Raw genomic sequence first — 15,902 nt, 5'->3', positions numbered from 1 at the left:
CAAGCTAGTTAAAGTTAAGATTTAAGGTAGATTTAAATATAAAAAGTTGGAGTAAAAAGTTAGGTTATGGTTTTTGAATTTGACATATTAAATTGGATACAGACTTTACACAGTCCTCTACTGGACAAGGTGATGACGTTAATTAGCACTTTGGGAAATAGCGGCTTCATATTTATATTAGTGGGGCTTGTATTTTTAATTAGAAAAAAAGATAGGAAGATGGGCATTACAATACTGATGTCTTTAATTTTGTGTTTGGTTTTCGGAAATATGTTATTAAAGCCTTTAATTGCAAGACCGCGTCCTTTTACAATAAAGGATATTGAGCTTTTAATAAAGGCGCCTACAGATTTTTCCTTTCCTTCAGGACATACCTATTCTGCCTTTGCTACGGCAACGAGTCTTTATTTATACAATAAAAAACCAGGTGTCGGATTTTTTATATTTGCTGCGATTATGGGATTTTCCAGACTTTATCTTTATGTTCATTACCCTACTGACGTATTGGCAGGAGCTGTAATAGGAGTTGGTTTCGGAATTATTTCAAGGCAAATAGTAGATTATTTGGAAAAGAGATTAACTAGGTAATTATTTTCTAAGTTCTTCAAAAAAATTCGATAAAATTTTTGAACACTGCTCTTTTAAAAGTCCGAATTCCACATCTGTTTTGTGGTTGAAATTGTGAGAAAGCAGATTTAAATTGCTGCCGCAGCATCCGAATCGAGGGTTTTCTGTACCTATATGGATTTTTTTTAATCGAAAATTAACTATGGCTCCTGCACACATGGCACAAGGTTCCAAAGTTACATACATTTCACATTCCTCTAAATGGTAGCTCTTTAATTTTTTAGAGGCTTCTTTTAAAGCCATAATTTCCGCATGTTCTGAAGCATCTTTTAAAAGTTCTTTTCTGTTGTAACCCCTTCCTATTATTTCATTATTTAAAACCACTACTGCCCCTACGGGAATGTCTTTATTTTTATAGGAAATTTCAGCCAGTTTTAAGGCTTCTTCCATGAAAAATTTTCTGTTCATAATATCACCATTTTAATTTTAACAAAATTAAAGGAAAAGACAAAATTTTTAAATAATTTTCTTTTTTATGTTAGTTTATTAATTTTACTGGGTATATTAATAATACCAAGTATGACTTGGTATGGAATTTGACAATTTCATCCAATCTTCCAATGTGAATTGCCAATAGGGCGTTGATATAGATGTTATTTAGTTAAGTGATGTTTGTATATTGCTGATTAAGAATAGCAGCTATTGAATATAGGTAAGTCTTATGACTCTGATGTTCTCCAAATTTAAGAGTGGGATTTGGAATAAGAAATAAGGAGAAGTAGCTTACAAAAATAAGAAAAGTAATTCGTGGGATTTTAAGTTTAGTAAGAGCTAAATTAGATGATATCGATTAATTGAAAAAACAGTTAAAAAGATTAAATTGTCGAAAATTTTATATGAACAGAAGGTAGATAGAGAAATTGATAGAATTAAAAGATTTGGGTTGGGTGAAATTGTCAGCAAATTAAAGAGAGTGAATTAAAAATATTAGTTTTTGAAAATATTTTATTCGCTCTCTTTTTTATTTATTTATCTGCTATTAAAACAATTTAGCAAGATAAGGTATTAGACCTCTGTGGTATAATAGTTATGGTGATATTATGGATTTAAACATTAAATTAAATCAAGTTCAACAATTAAATTTGACGACACAGTTAATTCAAGCTATAGAGATTATAGAATTAAACTCAATGGAGCTTGAAGATTTTTTAATGAAGGAATCAGAGGAAAATATATTCGTAGATTACCAGGGAGAAGTTGAAAGAAAAAAAACCGTTGAATTTTTAAAGCGAAGAGGAGAAAAAAAAGAAGATTACTATGGAGTACCTGATGAGGAAGAAAGTTCCTATGAGAGATATATATCTTCAAAGGTTCTGTTAAGAGATGTCTTAATGGAACAATTAGATGCTTTAAAATTAACTAAAGCGGAAAAGAAAATAGGAGAATTTTTAGTTGATAATATAGATAGCAGTGGTTATTTAAAAATTGATTTAAATGAGGCGTCGGACATATTAAATGTGGATACGCATGATGTCTTTTATATTTTAAAAAAAATTTGGCAATTTGAACCTAGAGGTATAGGCGCAAGAGATTTAAGAGAGTGTTTACTTTTGCAAATTGAAGATGGTGACGATGTATTAAAGGGAATTATAGAATATCACCTTGAGGATATATCTGAAAACAGAATAAATAAAATTGCAAAAAATTTAAATATTTCCATAGAAGAAACCTTGGAAAACATAGAGAAAATTAAAAAGTTAAATCCAAAACCGGGTTCCGGATTTGATACTTCTCAGGAACCTACAGTATATATAAGACCTGAGGTTTTTGTAGAAGTTGAGGGAGAGGAATTGACTTTAAGTTTTGAGGGAGAGGGAAGTTCAAATATAGCAGTTAATGAATACTACTTAAAAATGTTGGAGAGAGATATAGATGATGAAACTAAAAAGTATTTAAATGATAAGTTTTCCAGAACTATGTTTTTAATAAATTCCATTGAACAGAGAATGGAGAATATAAGAAAGGTATCTAAAGAAATTGTGGAAAGGCAAAGGGACTTTTTTCTTTATGGCTCCCCTTTAAAGCCGATGACACTAAAAGATGTGGCTGAGGCTTTGGGAATCTCCGAATCAACAGTCTCCAGAGTTACTAAAAATAAATATCTACAGAGTAACAAAGGAATTTTTCCTATGAAATATTTCTTTTCCACTTCAATAAGTGCCAGTGGAGGAAGTGTTTCAAAGGATTATATTGAAAAACTGTTAATTGATATAATTGAAAACGAAGATAAGCTAAAACCCCTTTCTGACCAAAAGATTACAGATATTATAAATAAAAAAGGAATTGATATTAATAGAAGAACTATTGCAAAATATAGAAGTGAACTGGGAATAGGTTCAGCTAAAAATAGAAGGAGCTTTAATGGCAAATAGAGGATATAAGAGAAAAAAAGGCGGTGGATGTGCTTTTATTTTCTTTGGAGGGCTGTTGTTTTTAATTACGCTGTTTATTTTAGTACTTTCCAGAGATAGAGTAAATCCCAGAGAGGAATATTTGGAAAATACAAAGTATTTGGCAATGGAAGTTTCCAAGAAATATAAATTATTTCCAAGTGTTACTTTGGCCCAGTCAGCATTGGAGAGCAATTTTGGGAGGTCCGAACTTTCCACTGAGTATAAAAACTACTTTGGGATTAAATCAAATTCAGGAGAAAATGCAGTGGGATTAAATACTTCCGAATATATTGACGGTGAGGAAGTTACCTTAAAGGAAAATTTTAGAAGGTATAATACTAAGGAAGAAAGTTTTAATGATTATGCGAAATTAATTACAGAAGCCGGGAGGTATGAAAGCGTAAGAAGGGCTAAAAACTATGAGGAGGCAGCTGTTGCTTTATATGAAAGCGGATATGCCACTGATCCTAATTATTCTCAAAAGATAATAGATTTAATTGAAGAATACAATCTCCATGAATTGGATATTGAAACTATAAATTAAGGGCCTTTGAAAAATATTGTTTAAAGCCCTTTCTTTTTTTCTAAAAAGTGGTATAACAGTATATAGTTCTTAAATATGAACTGAAAGAAGGGATAAAGTGAAAGGTCAAATTGATGAAATAATCAAAATTGATGAAAAAACTCAAATCTTGGTAAAAGAAACGGAAGAAAAAATCGAAGAGCTTAGAGAGGACTTCAGAAAAAAAGCAACGGATATGGAAAATAAAGCCATAGAAGATGCAAAGATAACAGCTCAGGAAGAATTTGACAAAATAATTAATCAGTCCAAAGCGGAAGCGGAGAAAAAAGAAAGAGAAAATAGAGAGAAACTTAAAAAGGTGGATCTTCTCTATGAAAAAAACAAGAAATACCTAATAGATAAAGTTTTTAATGAGTTCATTTTAAATAAGGATGGTAATAATGAGTAGAACAGCAAGTTTAGCTGCTGTAAATGCAAAAGTTGGAAAGTTAAATTCCAAACTCCTTAAAGATAATGATTATATTGAACTTTCACATCTTAAATCAGTTAAAGAAATTATTGGCTACCTGCAAAACAATTCAGAAATTGGCAGTCAATTAAACCTATATGATAGAACTTATGAAGTTCAATATAAAATGAGGCAGTATAGAAAGAGACAATTAGAAAAGGTAAGTCATTATTTTTCTGGAGATTACAGAAAATTTTCAGAAGCATTGATGTCAGAATTTGAGATTGTTGATATAAAAAGGATACTTAGAGCTCTAAAACAAAAAGAATTAAGTGATTTTGATTTAAAAAAATTACAGGTGGAGGAAAGTTTTAAATTAACAGAAGACTCCACGCTACATTCCTTTATCAATAGTTTAAAACATAGCCGATATTATAAAGTATTACATGCTTATGAAAATGAAAGCGACGATGTAATACTTTTTTATATGGAGATGAATCTGGATAAACTTTACTACAATTCTCTAGTGGAATCTTCTAAGACCTTACCTAAGAAGGATTATGGAAGTGTTTTAAAGTTAGTGGGAAGTAAAATCGACCTATTGAATATAAACTGGATTTACAGAGGCTTAAAACACTACAACCTGCTTCCCGAGGAGTTAATAAACTTTTGTATTTTAGGTGGCAATAAATTAAAGTATGAAGATTTAAAAAAACTGTGCTATGTGGAAAATGTAGACGGTTTAGTGGAACAAGTATTAAATTCGGAGTATAAATTTCTCTTTGATTCTGAAAATACAGATATTTATATGGACAGAAGATTGAGAAGGTACCTGTACTATCTTGCGAAAAGGGAATCTAAAAAGGGAAACTTAACTATAGGAAAATATTTAGCATATACCTTTTTATTGGATTTTGAAGTTAAAGATATAAGTTCAATAATGGAGACTACAAGGTTTGACATTTCTTTTGAAGAAAAACTTAAATTTTTAGCGAGAAGTTATAAAGGAAGTGAAGTTTAATGGCCGTTGAAAAAATGAAAAAATTAAATGTTATAGGGAAACTGTCTGTAATGGACGGAGTACTAATTGACATTTTAAAAAGCAAAAAGGTCAATATTATAAATGCCCAGAGGGAAATAGAGAATAATGAATTTTCCTTTAGTTTGGAAGATCAAAAAGAACTTGAAAAAATTTTGGAGTTTAACTATGTAGTTCCCTTTGAAAAAGATGAAAGTAAAGAGGTAACTGTAAAAAGAGCAAAAGAGCTAATGGAATTTTTCGGAATTAAGTCCATTGAAAGAGAATTTGTGGAAAGTACAAATTTGGAAATTGACTTTAATAAGTACTATGAGATTTTAAAGCCGAAAGTGGACAGACTTAAAGAAATTAGAGAAGAACTTGAAACCAATGAAAGAATTAGTGGCAATTATAAGTATTTTGAAAATGTGGATATAGATCTTTCGCAGCTTGCCAATTTGGAATATTTTAACGTTCGATTTGGAGTACTTGACAGAGAGGGCAGATTAAAATTAAAAAACAATTATGGAAATATTGCCGCCTTAATTTTTCACACCAAGTCCACGGAAGATGGCGAGGTATATCTTGCAATTTATCCGAAGGAAGTTTCCAATGAGATAGATAGAATTCTCAGAAGCTTAAACTGGGAAGAAGTGGACATTACGGGCAAGTACACAGGTACTGCACAAGAAGTTTTAGAGGATTTTGAAAGGGAAACTAAGGAACTTTTAAAAGAAGAAGAGGAGATAGTAAATTACAGAGATAGCTTGCTAAGAGATAAAGAAGATTTAATAAAGAAACTTTTGGCTAGAATGCTTTTAAATGAAAAACTTGAAGAAGTAAAGGGAAGTATGGCAAGGTCTAGAAGGTACTTTTACTTGGCAGCTTGGGTGGGAGTTTCGGATTGTGATGAAATAGCTTCACTTTTATCAAAGCATAAAGGTGTAAGTTTTAACTTTAAGGATCCCAACGAGGAGAAGATGGTACCTCCCACAAAGTTAAAAAACAACAGTTTTATAAAACCCTTTGAATCACTTTTAAAAATGTACGGAGTTCCAAATTATAAGGAAATAGACCCCACATTGTTTTTGGGGATTACCTATATGATTCTCTTTGGAGCTATGTTTGGAGATTTGGGACAGGGATTGGTATTTTTCTTGGGAGGACTATTTATCTACAAGGTAAAGGGTGTGGATTTGGGAAGAATACTCACGCGACTTGGGATTGCATCTATGATCTTTGGAGTGCTTTACGGTTCTGTTTTTGGCTCCGAGGAAATAATCCCTGCTTTGTGGATACGTCCCTTTGACAATATAAATCAGGTTTTGATTATTTCCATAGCCTTTGGAATAGTGTTATTGTCAATATCCTATTTTCTAGGTTTTATAAATAAGTACAGGTCAAAAGAAATTGAGGAGTTGCTTTTTGGGAAAGAAGGTATTGCAGGTTTTGTAATTTTTTTAGTAATTACAAATTTGGGAGTTTCGTTTATGGGTGATATTACCATTATCCCCACAGGTGTTTCTCTTGGACTGCTTTTAATTTGCATACTGCTTTTAATTTTCAAAAGACCGTTAACTCAAAAGCTTATGGGGAAAAAGATAAGCTATGAAAACGGAGATGTAAGCGGATATTATGTGGAGGGTTCTTTTTCACTTATAGAGGCTTTAATATCAATTTTAAGTAATATTATTTCCTTTATAAGAGTGGGGGCCTTTGCCATTAACCACGTAGGTTTGTTTTTGGCTTTCCAAACTATTGGAGAGATGACGGGAAACAGCGTAGGAAATTTTATAGCACTGCTATTTGGAAATATATTAATTATAGGTTTAGAGGGCTTAATAGTATTTATTCAAAGTTTAAGACTTGAATATTATGAAATGTTCAGTAAGTACTATAAAGGTGACGGCTATGAATTTGTGGCCGAGAAAGTGGAATTGGAGGAAAAATAAATGGAAAAGATTTTAATTGTAGCTACAATAATAATTTTAAGTACTATTGGAGTTGGAATATATTATAATTATGCGGCAAAAGAGGGGAGTAGCAAGAAGTTAAAAAGATTTATAAAGTTTAATCTATTAGCCTTTATACCGACTTTAGCTTTGGCTTTAATAGTAGTGATACCTCATAGTGTAAGTGCCGCATCGGCAACACCTACTTCATCAAGCGGACTTGGCTTTTTAGGAGCAGCACTTTCAACAGGACTTGCAGCTTTGGGAACGGGAATTGCAGTAGGAAATGTAGGCTCTTCAGCCATAGGTGCAGTTTCTGAAGATCCCTCCCTTTTCGGTAAGACTTTAATATTTATAGGATTGGCTGAAGGTATTGCCATCTACGGACTTATAATATCCATCTTAATATTGGGTAGATTGTAATGAAATCACTGGTAATTTCAAGAAATATGGACGTCTTAGCAGGGCTTAGACTTTCAGGAATTGAGGGCATTTACTGTAAAAATAAAGAAGTTCTTAAAGAGAATTTTAAAAAATACAAAAACAGTGAAAATATTGGAATTATTATCTTAACGGAAGATGACTTTAAGGAAATTGAAAGAGACGTTATAGAGGTGAAGCTTTCGAGAAAGTTGCCCTTAGTAGTGGCAGTACCTGATAGGAGCGGTTTAAAGGACAGAGATTTAATAATGAGATATATTAAAGAGTCTGTGGGAATTAAAGTTGATTAAAGAGGGATGGCATGATTTTACTTGAAAATAAAATAAATATTTTTGAAAAAATCGTATTTCTTGATAAGGAAAGGGAATGTAGGGAAAAGCTTAAAGCTGAGCAAGACAGAATTAAAATAGAATTGCAAAGTAAAGAAAAAGAGCTAGAGGATATGAAATCCGAAGTTATAAGTAGAAGAATTCATTTGGCAAAGAGACAGGGAAGTGAGAGAATCACCCAAGCCAATGAAGAGGGGAGAATACTTGAACTTCAAAAAGATGAGGAACTTTTAAGTGAGCTTATCCAAGAGCTTTGTGAAAAGGCTTTTAACTTTACAAAAACCGAGGAATATGAGTATTTTATAGAAGGTGTATTTAAAAGGGCTATTGAAGATATTGGTCCGGGAGAATACAAAGTGGAAATTTTAAAAGAAGATGAGGAGAAATTTACAAAGAAGTTTAGAGAAATTGGAGAGAAGAAAGGAATGAAACTGGAATTTCAAGAACTTTCTTTAAGAGACATCGGCGGATTTACATTGTCAAATTTTGAAAACACCTATGTTATAGATTGTACTTTAAGGAATAAAATAGAGGACAGCAGGTATGATATTGGTAAACTTCTCCATTTCGCATTAAAAAAAGCTGGTGAAGATAAGTGAAGGGTTATATAAAGACCATTAACGGTCCGGTGGTAATTGGAAGAGGTATGTCCCAATTTAAGCTTAGGGAAATGGTAGTAGTGGGAACTAAGAAGTTAATAGGAGAGGTTATTTCCATAGATGGAGATTTGGGAACTATTCAAGTCTACGAAGAAACTGAGGGTTTAAAAAGAGATGAGGAGATAACACCTACGGGAAGTCCTCTTTCGGTGAAGTTGGGACCGGGTATGATTTCCAATATGTTTGACGGTATCCAAAGACCGCTGGATAAAATTAGGGCGGATCACGGGAATTTTATGCCTGAGGGAATAGGTTTACTTTCCCTAGATGAAGAAAAGCTATGGAAAGTAAGCTTAAATGTTAAAACAGGCGACAAAGTAAAAGAAGGTCAAATTTTTGGAACAGTACCTGAAACTGAAATTATTGAGCATAGACTTTTAATTCCCATTGGGGTTAATGGAACGGTAATTAAAGCTGTTGAAAACGGAAATTACAATATAGAAGAAAATTTAATTGAAGTTAAAGATAAAGATGGTAAAATTCACAGGGTGAAGATGTACCAAAATTGGCCTGTTCGTATTTCAAGACCTGTTAAGGAAAGAAAGACCATAGATAAGTTGCTGGTAACGGGACAAAGGGTTTTTGATGTATTCTTTCCTTTGGCAAAGGGTGGAACTACGGCTATTCCGGGAGGATTTGGAACGGGTAAGACCATGACCCAACATCAGATTGCCAAGTATTGTGACGCTGACATTATTGTCTATATAGGTTGTGGAGAAAGAGGAAATGAGATGACTGACGTCTTAGAGGAATTTCCAAAACTTATAGACCCCAATACGGGAAAGTCCTTAATGGCTAGGACTATTTTAATCGCAAACACATCAAATATGCCTGTGGCAGCAAGAGAGGCCAGCATCTACACAGGAGTTACTATGGCGGAATATTTTAGAGACCAAGGCTACCATGTGGCTCTAATGGCAGATTCAACTTCCCGTTGGGCAGAGGCACTTCGTGAAATATCCGGAAGACTTGAGGAGATGCCGGCAGAAGAGGGGTACCCTGCCTATCTGCCATCGCGTATTGCCCAGTTTTATGAAAGAGCGGGATATGTAAGTACTTTTTCCGGAAAAGATGGTTCCGTAACTTTAATTGGAGCAGTATCCCCTGCGGGAGGAGATTTCTCCGAACCTGTTACGGAAAATACAAAGCGATTTGTTAATGTGTTTTTGGCTTTGGACAAGGAGCTTGCCTATTCAAGACACTACCCTGCCATAAATTGGAACAATTCCTATTCAGGTTATACATCAAGACTTGAAGATTACTATGATATGAGATTAGATGGAGATTTAATGGGACTTAGATCTAAGTTTTTAGATTTACTCCATCAAGAGACCAAGTTAAATGAAATTGTAATGCTTGTGGGAGAAGATGTGCTGCCTGATGACCAAAGGCTGGTGCTGGAAATTTGTAGAGTTTTAAAAGTTGGCTTCTTACAGCAAAATGCCTTTAATAAAATTGATACTTTTGTACCCTTGGAAAAGCAATATGAAATGTTAAATACCATAGATATACTTTATGAAAGCGGGAAAAGCGCCATTGCTAAATCAATTCCAATATCAAAGGTAAGGGATTCTTCTATTTACGGAGAAGTTATAAATATGAAGTATGATATTGAAAATGACCAACTTCAAAAGTTTGTAACATTAAATAATAAAATTAGGGACTTCTACAGTAATTTAGAAGTTAAGTACGGCGGGTGATTAAATGAAAAAAGAATATTTACAATTAGATAAAGTTGAAGGCTCGCTTATTGAACTTTCCAATTTACACAGAGTTTCCTTTGGCGAGGTAGTTAGGATAAAGTCCACTGAAGACAGCAGGGAAATGATGGGACAAGTTGTAAAGATAGATGGAGATTCCGCCTTAGTACAAGTCTTTGGAGATAATTTAGGCGTTTCCACAAATAACTCCAGAGTGCTTTTTGAAAACAGACCCTTTGAAATTCCGCTATCAAAGGAAATTTTGGGACGTACCTTTGACGGAATAGGAAGACCTATTGACAAGGGAGGAGACATCTATTCCGATAAATTTTACAATATAAACGGAAGACCTATAAATCCCGTATCAAGACGCTATCCCAGAAATTATATTCAAACGGGAATTTCCTCTATAGATGCACTTATGACTTTAATAAGAGGACAGAAGCTTCCCATATTTTCTGGCTCAGGTCTTCCTCATAATGAACTTGCAGCTCAAATAGTAAGACAGGCTAAAATAGCTGAGGAGGGTTCTGAAGGAGGAGATTTTGCCATTGTATTTGCAGCAATAGGAGTAAAACATGATGAGGCAAATTATTTTTTCCAAACCTTTAACAATGCCGGAGTATCTGAAAAGGTGGTAATGTATGTAAACTATGCAGATGATCCCATAATGGAAAGGTTAATAGCTCCTAAATGCGCTTTGACAGCAGCGGAGTACCTAGCCTATGAGGAACATAAACACGTATTGGTTATAATGACGGACATTACCTCCTATGGAGAAGCATTAAGAGAAGTTTCCTCTTCAAGAGAAGAAGTTCCTTCGCGTAAGGGCTATCCGGGATACCTATATTCAAATTTGGCAATGCTCTATGAAAGAGCCGGTATGATTAAGGGAATTGAAGGATCTGTAACCTTAATTCCGATTCTAACTATGCCTAATGACGATATAACTCACCCTCTTCCCGACCTTACAGGTTATATTACAGAGGGGCAGATAGTGCTTTCAAGAGATTTAAACCAATCGGGAATCTATCCGCCCATTGATGTACTTCCATCACTTTCAAGACTTATGAAAGACGGAATTGGAGAGGGATATACTAGAGAAGACCATGGAGATTTATCCTCTCAATTATTTGCCTCCTATTCAAAGGTGCAGGATATAAGAGCATTGGCACAAATAATAGGCTCGGAAGACCTATCTGAAGAAGATAGAAAGTATTTAAAATTCGGAGATGAATTTGAAAGCTGGTTTTTAAACCAGGGTTTTGAAGAAAATAGAGATATGGAATACACTTTAAATTTAGGATGGGAATTGTTAAAGATTTTACCTGAAGAAAGTTTAGATAGAATTGATCCTAAGTTAAAGGAAAAATATATAAGGTGATGTGAGGAAAATGGCAAATAAAGTAGTACCTACAAAGGCCAACTTAATAGCAGCTAAGTCCTCTTTAAATTTAGCTCAAAAGGGTTACAACCTACTGGACAAAAAGAGGACGGTTTTAATTAAGGAGATGATGGACCTTAATAAAAAAGCTCAGGATTTACAAAATAAAATTGAAGAATCCTTTAGGGCAGCTTATGAATCTCTTGAAAATGCCATAGTAACTATGGGGGCAGAGGAAATTTACAGCATTGCCAGGACTTCAAAACCGGAGCCGGACTATGAGATTATCTCCAAGTCCGTAATGGGAGTTGAAATTCCTCAAGTTCACTATGAGGAAAAGGGTAAAAATTTGGAATACTCCTTCCATAGAACTACTACGGCCTTTGATGATGCCTCTTTAAATATGGAGAACATTCGTTACCTGATATATGAATTGGCTCAGGTTGAAACCAGCGTATTTAGATTAGCTCAGGAAATAAAAAAAACACAGAAAAGAGCCAACGGCCTTGAAAAAATTCAAATTCCAAAGTATGAAGAAATAGTTAAGGAAATAGATGAAATTCTTTCTGAAAAAGAAAGAGAGGATTTCTTTAGGTTGAAAAAGGTAAAAGACAAGAAACAGAAAAAAGTGATTAAGAGTTAATTTTTATAGAAGAATAAATAGTTTTAATTAAACCGACCAAAATTGAAGAAATTCAATAGGTTGGTTTTTTAATTGGCAGGTTTAAAATTAAAGTGAAAAATAAATAGTAAAGCCCTATAAGCAACTTAGAGACATTGATAGTTAAATATCTGTTAGAATATAAACTACAATGGATTTTATTTGCTAGAATACTATAAACAAATTGGATTTTAAAGTTTGACTATCTTTTTTGGGTATTAAAAGTTAAAGTGGGATGTTTTAAAAATTATTATGCTGGCAATATTATACTTTTTATGAGGTGAATTTATGAAAATATACAATCTTACGGAAAAAATTCAATTAATGGACTTAAATAATTTGAATTTAAACAATTACTATTTAATAATGTCCGATATTGAAGAATTTAAGATTTGGTCTGAGGAAAATCTACCCTCCTTAAAATCATATGGCAGATATGTGGAGCTTTCCGAGGAAGTGCATTATGAATCCATGGTGGACTTTGATTTTTTAAATTTTATTTACTATGAAAGTATTGATGGAAAACTGTCCTTTGATAAGGTAAATATTATTTTAAATCCGAATATGATAATTATTCTATCGGATAAGCTACATTATATTTATAATAGTTACATAAGGATAATTATAGAGGAATTTATGGCTGCAGATTTTCAAAAATTCAATCCCACAGTATTTATATACTATCAATTTTTAAATAGAGTTTTTTCTAAAATGTTTGAGGCCCTTTCCTTTTTTGAATCCAAGCTTGCAAATATTGAAAACTTAATTTTAGAGGATCATAATAACTTTGAGTTAACTTCCATAGTTAGTATAAAAAATGAAAGTTTTCAAGTTCAAAAATTAAATCGGCAGCTTTTATATGTAGGAGATCAACTGGTATTAAATGACAATGAGTTTTTTGATAAAGATGATTTAAGATACTTGCACAATATTGACGCTAAAATAAATAAGCTTTATGAATATTCTGCAGATATTTATGAAATGGCTGAAAATTTAATGGAAATATACGATAGCAGTGTAACTTCTCATACTAATAATCTAGTAAATAAGCTTACAATACTTACTGTAGTAGCTACGCCTCTAACAGTTATAACGGGATTATACGGAATGAATTTTGAATATATGCCTGAATTGAAAAGCAGGTATGGCTACTATGTAGCCCTTTTAATAATGATTTTAAGTGTAATTTTGACTATAACAATTTTAAAGAAGAAAAAAGTGCTTTAAAAATTTAAAGTTTATTATAAAAATTAATTTAGTACAACTATGTATCTTTTCTAAGGGAATAGGTACATGGTTTTTTATTTTAAACTTTTAAATATAAAGTTTTTCTTAGAATTATCTTAGAGTAAAGAGAGGGAGTGTTTATAAGTTTTAGATTTAATAAAAAATAACGGGTACCCGTTTAACCCGTTACTTTTTTCTATATTTAAATAGGAAGGCATGTTAAAATTTTACTTTATTAAATCTATGGCGCTTTGAGGAACGTAGACTTTATCGCCATTGTGAATTACAAGACCATTTAATTCCACTTCTTTATCTCCAACTATTGCATAGTTTTTATACATTGGAAATCTTAATGTTGTAGTATCCTTAGTAACTACTAGCTCTGCATTTCCTTTGCTTTCCATTACATAGTCCACTGTAGCTCCCTTTGATTCAAAGCCTTCTCTGGCAGGAATGTAAAGTTCATCAGTGAGTTTTTTAAGGTCCATATCAAATAGATCTTCTACATATTTTCCGATTTCGGCATTGTGAACTGTTCCGCTTAAAACTTCTGCGCCCTCTGCAGTGGAGTAGCAGTAAAGTGCCACATCTCCTCCAACGTGACCTCCTGTAGTCCAACCTATGTTAGATCTTGAGCTTACTATTTTTCCGACAGCTGCCTGTACATCCTTGGCTGTTTTTACGGAGTTAATTTCTTCTTCAGTTAAGTCCTCTATTCCGTAACCCTCAGCCATGAGTTCCTTAACGTTAGATTTTTCAGCATTAAGTTTATTTTCAAATTCCTGCCCTGTAAATTTTGCGCTTTTAATGTGTTTAGTAAATTCTTCTAAGGGAGCCTTGTCATATCCTTTGGCTATGGTGTTATTTCCAAAGGTCATTCCTCCCGTTCCATGGTCGGCTGCAGCAATAATTACTGTGTCCTTATTTTTATCGGCAAATTCTTTAGCTACTTTAACTGCTTTGTCAAAGGAAAGTACGTCGGACTTTATTCCCACAGGATCATTGGCATGAGCCGCCCAGTCTATTTTAGAACCTTCAACCATCAGGAAAAATCCCTTGTCATTTTTAGATAGTACTTCAAGAGCCTTTTCTGTCATTTCAGCAAGAGAGGGTTCTTCTTCCGGATTTCTGTCAATATCATAGCTAAGCTCTGTTTCGCCAAACATTCCCCAAATTTTATCTGAAGTGGAGTTTTTTAGTTCGGTGGGTGTGGTTATATAATCGTATCCAAGAGTTTTTAATTCAGCGATTAAATCCTCTCCATCTTTACGATTTTCCTTTTCCAAGTACTTGGAACCTGCTCCCAATACTACATCCATATCTTGATATACTTGCTGCTCGGCTAATTCCTCCATGGCATTTCTGTTAATATGGTGAGCTGAAAAGTCAGCAGGTGTTGCATGTTGAATGTTGGAAGTGGAAATTATTCCCGTAGATTTTTCCAATCTTTTAGCCCCTTCAAGTACGTTTGCAATAGGCATTTTACTTCGCTTTTCTTCAAAGGTTTCCGCTCCGGGCATAGATGCACTTGAAGGGTAGGTTCCTACAAAGGGAGATTCCGTTTTAACTCCTGTAGCCATGGCAGTTCCTGCAGGAGCCGAATCTGCAATTGGCGTATTGGCGTTGTTAGTCCTAACTAATCCCGTAGCCATTGAATCAAGAGTTAGGCTGAAATCATCACTCATCCATCGGGAAGTGGTAAGAGATTCAATATTCATTCCATCGGGAATCATAACTATTACATTTTTGGCACTGCCGTAATCTTCAGTCTTTGCAAATACGTTGGAAGGTAGTAGCAAGACAGCCGAAAGGGCAATAACTGACAACTTTTTACTAAATTTCATATAAATCCTCCTTGTTAATTTAAATAGAATATATCAAAGAGAAGTAAATAAACTATGTATATGGAGTAAATAAAAGGTATAGTATTTTGTCGAAATGTAAAGTTATTTCTTTGTTAAAAGTTTTAATTTTTTAAATTATAGGATTTATTGGCGGTATATTTATAGAGTATCTTCAGTATTTTAGCAATACAGACAAATTTTAAATCTGAGTTTAGAATATTAATTTCAGTGGGTAACTATTGTATAGTTAATGTAATTTTAAATTTTTAGTAAAGTCCTGGATATTTGTAAACTTTTAGTATGTGAGTAATTAGAGTTAAAATAATTAAAAGATAATGTGCTATAATTTAATTATTATAATTCTAGGAGGATAAGATGGACAGTACTTCAATAATGGCACTTATATTTATAGTGGTGGGCGTTATATTTTTCTATGGAGGATATCTAATAGGAAAAAAGCATAAAATTGAATTATTAAGACCCTTTCTATATAAAAATGTTAGAAAAAAGGAAAGAGATAAATACTGTGAGGAATTTGCCCTTGTAATTTACTTTTTAGCTCTTGGAATGGCGGCCATTGGTCTAAGCTATTTTTTTAATATAGTGAAATTGGGAAATATAGTTTTTATTTTATCCATAGCTGTAGCTGTAATAAATTTTTTTATAGTTCAGAAAAAATATAATTAAAGAAGGGGT

The 15,902-nt window shown here is 33.2% G+C and carries 16 protein-coding genes; 14 read left to right on the top strand and 2 right to left on the bottom strand.

Translation table 11 applies throughout. The features are described 5' to 3' along the window. Positions 1–66 precede the first annotated feature (66 nt). Positions 67–588, top strand: coding sequence for a phosphatase PAP2 family protein (locus tag EF514_RS00270; protein WP_127722642.1), 522 nt, complete (start codon positions 67–69; stop codon positions 586–588). On the opposite strand, the gene EF514_RS00265 is transcribed toward EF514_RS00270, so the two are convergent. Then, the gene (locus EF514_RS00265; protein ID WP_127722640.1) at positions 589–1,035 is read right to left on the bottom strand and encodes a nucleoside deaminase; all 447 of its coding nucleotides are present in this window, start codon (positions 1,033–1,035) and stop codon (positions 589–591) included. It lies immediately after the preceding gene. Between the two features lie 632 nt (positions 1,036–1,667). Here EF514_RS00265 and rpoN point away from each other — a divergent pair. The 12 genes from rpoN (at position 1,668) to EF514_RS00205 (ending at position 13,362) form a co-directional block, all read left to right on the top strand. Beyond that, positions 1,668–2,999, top strand: coding sequence for an RNA polymerase factor sigma-54 (gene rpoN / locus EF514_RS00260; protein WP_127722638.1), 1,332 nt, complete (start codon positions 1,668–1,670; stop codon positions 2,997–2,999). Then, positions 2,989–3,564: a glycoside hydrolase family 73 protein gene (locus tag EF514_RS00255; protein WP_127722636.1), complete on the top strand. Its 576-nt coding sequence runs from the start codon at positions 2,989–2,991 to the stop codon at positions 3,562–3,564. The genes rpoN and EF514_RS00255 overlap by 11 nt, the downstream gene beginning before the upstream one ends. A gap of 97 nt (positions 3,565–3,661) precedes the next feature. Next, positions 3,662–3,991, top strand: coding sequence for a hypothetical protein (locus EF514_RS00250; protein ID WP_127722634.1), 330 nt, complete (start codon positions 3,662–3,664; stop codon positions 3,989–3,991). After that, positions 3,984–5,012, top strand: a complete 1,029-nt coding sequence (locus tag EF514_RS00245) for a V-type ATPase subunit (RefSeq protein WP_127722632.1) — start codon at positions 3,984–3,986, stop codon at positions 5,010–5,012. Before EF514_RS00250 ends, EF514_RS00245 begins: the two co-directional genes overlap by 8 nt. Positions 5,013–5,026: 14 nt before the next feature. Further along, positions 5,027–6,961 (top strand): V-type ATP synthase subunit I, encoded by a 1,935-nt coding sequence (locus EF514_RS00240; RefSeq protein WP_240648969.1) that lies wholly within the window; start codon positions 5,027–5,029, stop codon positions 6,959–6,961. Continuing rightward, positions 6,962–7,384 (top strand): ATP synthase subunit C, encoded by a 423-nt coding sequence (locus EF514_RS00235; protein ID WP_127722628.1) that lies wholly within the window; start codon positions 6,962–6,964, stop codon positions 7,382–7,384. Continuing rightward, complete coding sequence (locus tag EF514_RS00230) at positions 7,384–7,692, top strand: V-type ATP synthase subunit F (RefSeq protein ID WP_127722626.1); 309 nt, start codon at positions 7,384–7,386, stop codon at positions 7,690–7,692. The genes EF514_RS00235 and EF514_RS00230 overlap by 1 nt, the downstream gene beginning before the upstream one ends. Positions 7,693–7,703: 11 nt before the next feature. Beyond that, positions 7,704–8,330, top strand: coding sequence for a hypothetical protein (locus tag EF514_RS00225; protein ID WP_127722624.1), 627 nt, complete (start codon positions 7,704–7,706; stop codon positions 8,328–8,330). Next, positions 8,327–10,090: a V-type ATP synthase subunit A gene (locus EF514_RS00220; RefSeq protein WP_127722622.1), complete on the top strand. Its 1,764-nt coding sequence runs from the start codon at positions 8,327–8,329 to the stop codon at positions 10,088–10,090. Before EF514_RS00225 ends, EF514_RS00220 begins: the two co-directional genes overlap by 4 nt. A gap of 4 nt (positions 10,091–10,094) precedes the next feature. Continuing rightward, a complete protein-coding gene (locus EF514_RS00215; protein WP_127722620.1) occupies positions 10,095–11,474 on the top strand; it encodes a V-type ATP synthase subunit B in 1,380 nt (459 codons plus the stop codon). Between the two features lie 10 nt (positions 11,475–11,484). Further along, a complete protein-coding gene (locus EF514_RS00210; protein ID WP_127722618.1) occupies positions 11,485–12,117 on the top strand; it encodes a V-type ATP synthase subunit D in 633 nt (210 codons plus the stop codon). Between the two features lie 306 nt (positions 12,118–12,423). Next, the gene (locus EF514_RS00205; protein ID WP_127722616.1) at positions 12,424–13,362 is read left to right on the top strand and encodes a magnesium transporter CorA family protein; all 939 of its coding nucleotides are present in this window, start codon (positions 12,424–12,426) and stop codon (positions 13,360–13,362) included. A 227-nt stretch (positions 13,363–13,589) separates the two neighbouring features. On the opposite strand, the gene EF514_RS00200 is transcribed toward EF514_RS00205, so the two are convergent. After that, a complete protein-coding gene (locus EF514_RS00200) occupies positions 13,590–15,206 on the bottom strand; it encodes an alkaline phosphatase (protein WP_127722614.1) in 1,617 nt (538 codons plus the stop codon). A 375-nt stretch (positions 15,207–15,581) separates the two neighbouring features. Between EF514_RS00200 and EF514_RS00195 the strand changes: the two genes are divergently transcribed. Beyond that, a complete protein-coding gene (locus EF514_RS00195; protein ID WP_127722612.1) occupies positions 15,582–15,893 on the top strand; it encodes a hypothetical protein in 312 nt (103 codons plus the stop codon). The last annotated feature ends 9 nt before the right edge of the window (positions 15,894–15,902 follow it).

Origin of the sequence: Anaerosphaera multitolerans, assembly GCF_004006535.1 — a bacterium.
GTDB classification, from domain to species: Bacteria; Bacillota; Clostridia; order Tissierellales; family Peptoniphilaceae; genus Anaerosphaera; species Anaerosphaera multitolerans.
Note: the sequence above shows the minus strand (reverse complement) of the source record. Positions and strands in the feature narration are given on the sequence as shown.

Excerpts from the sequence above, each read along its gene's own strand:
- EF514_RS00210 (WP_127722618.1), top strand. The coding sequence starts at position 11,485 with ATGGCAAATAAAGTAGTACCTACAAAGGCCAACTTAATAGCAGCTAAG.
- EF514_RS00225 (WP_127722624.1), top strand. The coding sequence starts at position 7,704 with ATGATTTTACTTGAAAATAAAATAAATATTTTTGAAAAAATCGTATTT.
- EF514_RS00205 (WP_127722616.1), top strand. The coding sequence starts at position 12,424 with ATGAAAATATACAATCTTACGGAAAAAATTCAATTAATGGACTTAAAT.
- EF514_RS00270 (WP_127722642.1), top strand. The coding sequence starts at position 67 with ATGGTTTTTGAATTTGACATATTAAATTGGATACAGACTTTACACAGT.
- EF514_RS00230 (WP_127722626.1), top strand. The coding sequence starts at position 7,384 with ATGAAATCACTGGTAATTTCAAGAAATATGGACGTCTTAGCAGGGCTT.
- EF514_RS00240 (WP_240648969.1), top strand. The coding sequence starts at position 5,027 with ATGAAAAAATTAAATGTTATAGGGAAACTGTCTGTAATGGACGGAGTA.
- EF514_RS00195 (WP_127722612.1), top strand. The coding sequence starts at position 15,582 with ATGGACAGTACTTCAATAATGGCACTTATATTTATAGTGGTGGGCGTT.
- EF514_RS00245 (WP_127722632.1), top strand. The coding sequence starts at position 3,984 with ATGAGTAGAACAGCAAGTTTAGCTGCTGTAAATGCAAAAGTTGGAAAG.
- EF514_RS00215 (WP_127722620.1), top strand. The coding sequence starts at position 10,095 with ATGAAAAAAGAATATTTACAATTAGATAAAGTTGAAGGCTCGCTTATT.
- EF514_RS00200 (WP_127722614.1), bottom strand. The coding sequence starts at position 15,206 with ATGAAATTTAGTAAAAAGTTGTCAGTTATTGCCCTTTCGGCTGTCTTG.
- rpoN (WP_127722638.1), top strand. The coding sequence starts at position 1,668 with ATGGATTTAAACATTAAATTAAATCAAGTTCAACAATTAAATTTGACG.
- EF514_RS00235 (WP_127722628.1), top strand. The coding sequence starts at position 6,962 with ATGGAAAAGATTTTAATTGTAGCTACAATAATAATTTTAAGTACTATT.
- EF514_RS00255 (WP_127722636.1), top strand. The coding sequence starts at position 2,989 with ATGGCAAATAGAGGATATAAGAGAAAAAAAGGCGGTGGATGTGCTTTT.
- EF514_RS00265 (WP_127722640.1), bottom strand. The coding sequence starts at position 1,035 with ATGAACAGAAAATTTTTCATGGAAGAAGCCTTAAAACTGGCTGAAATT.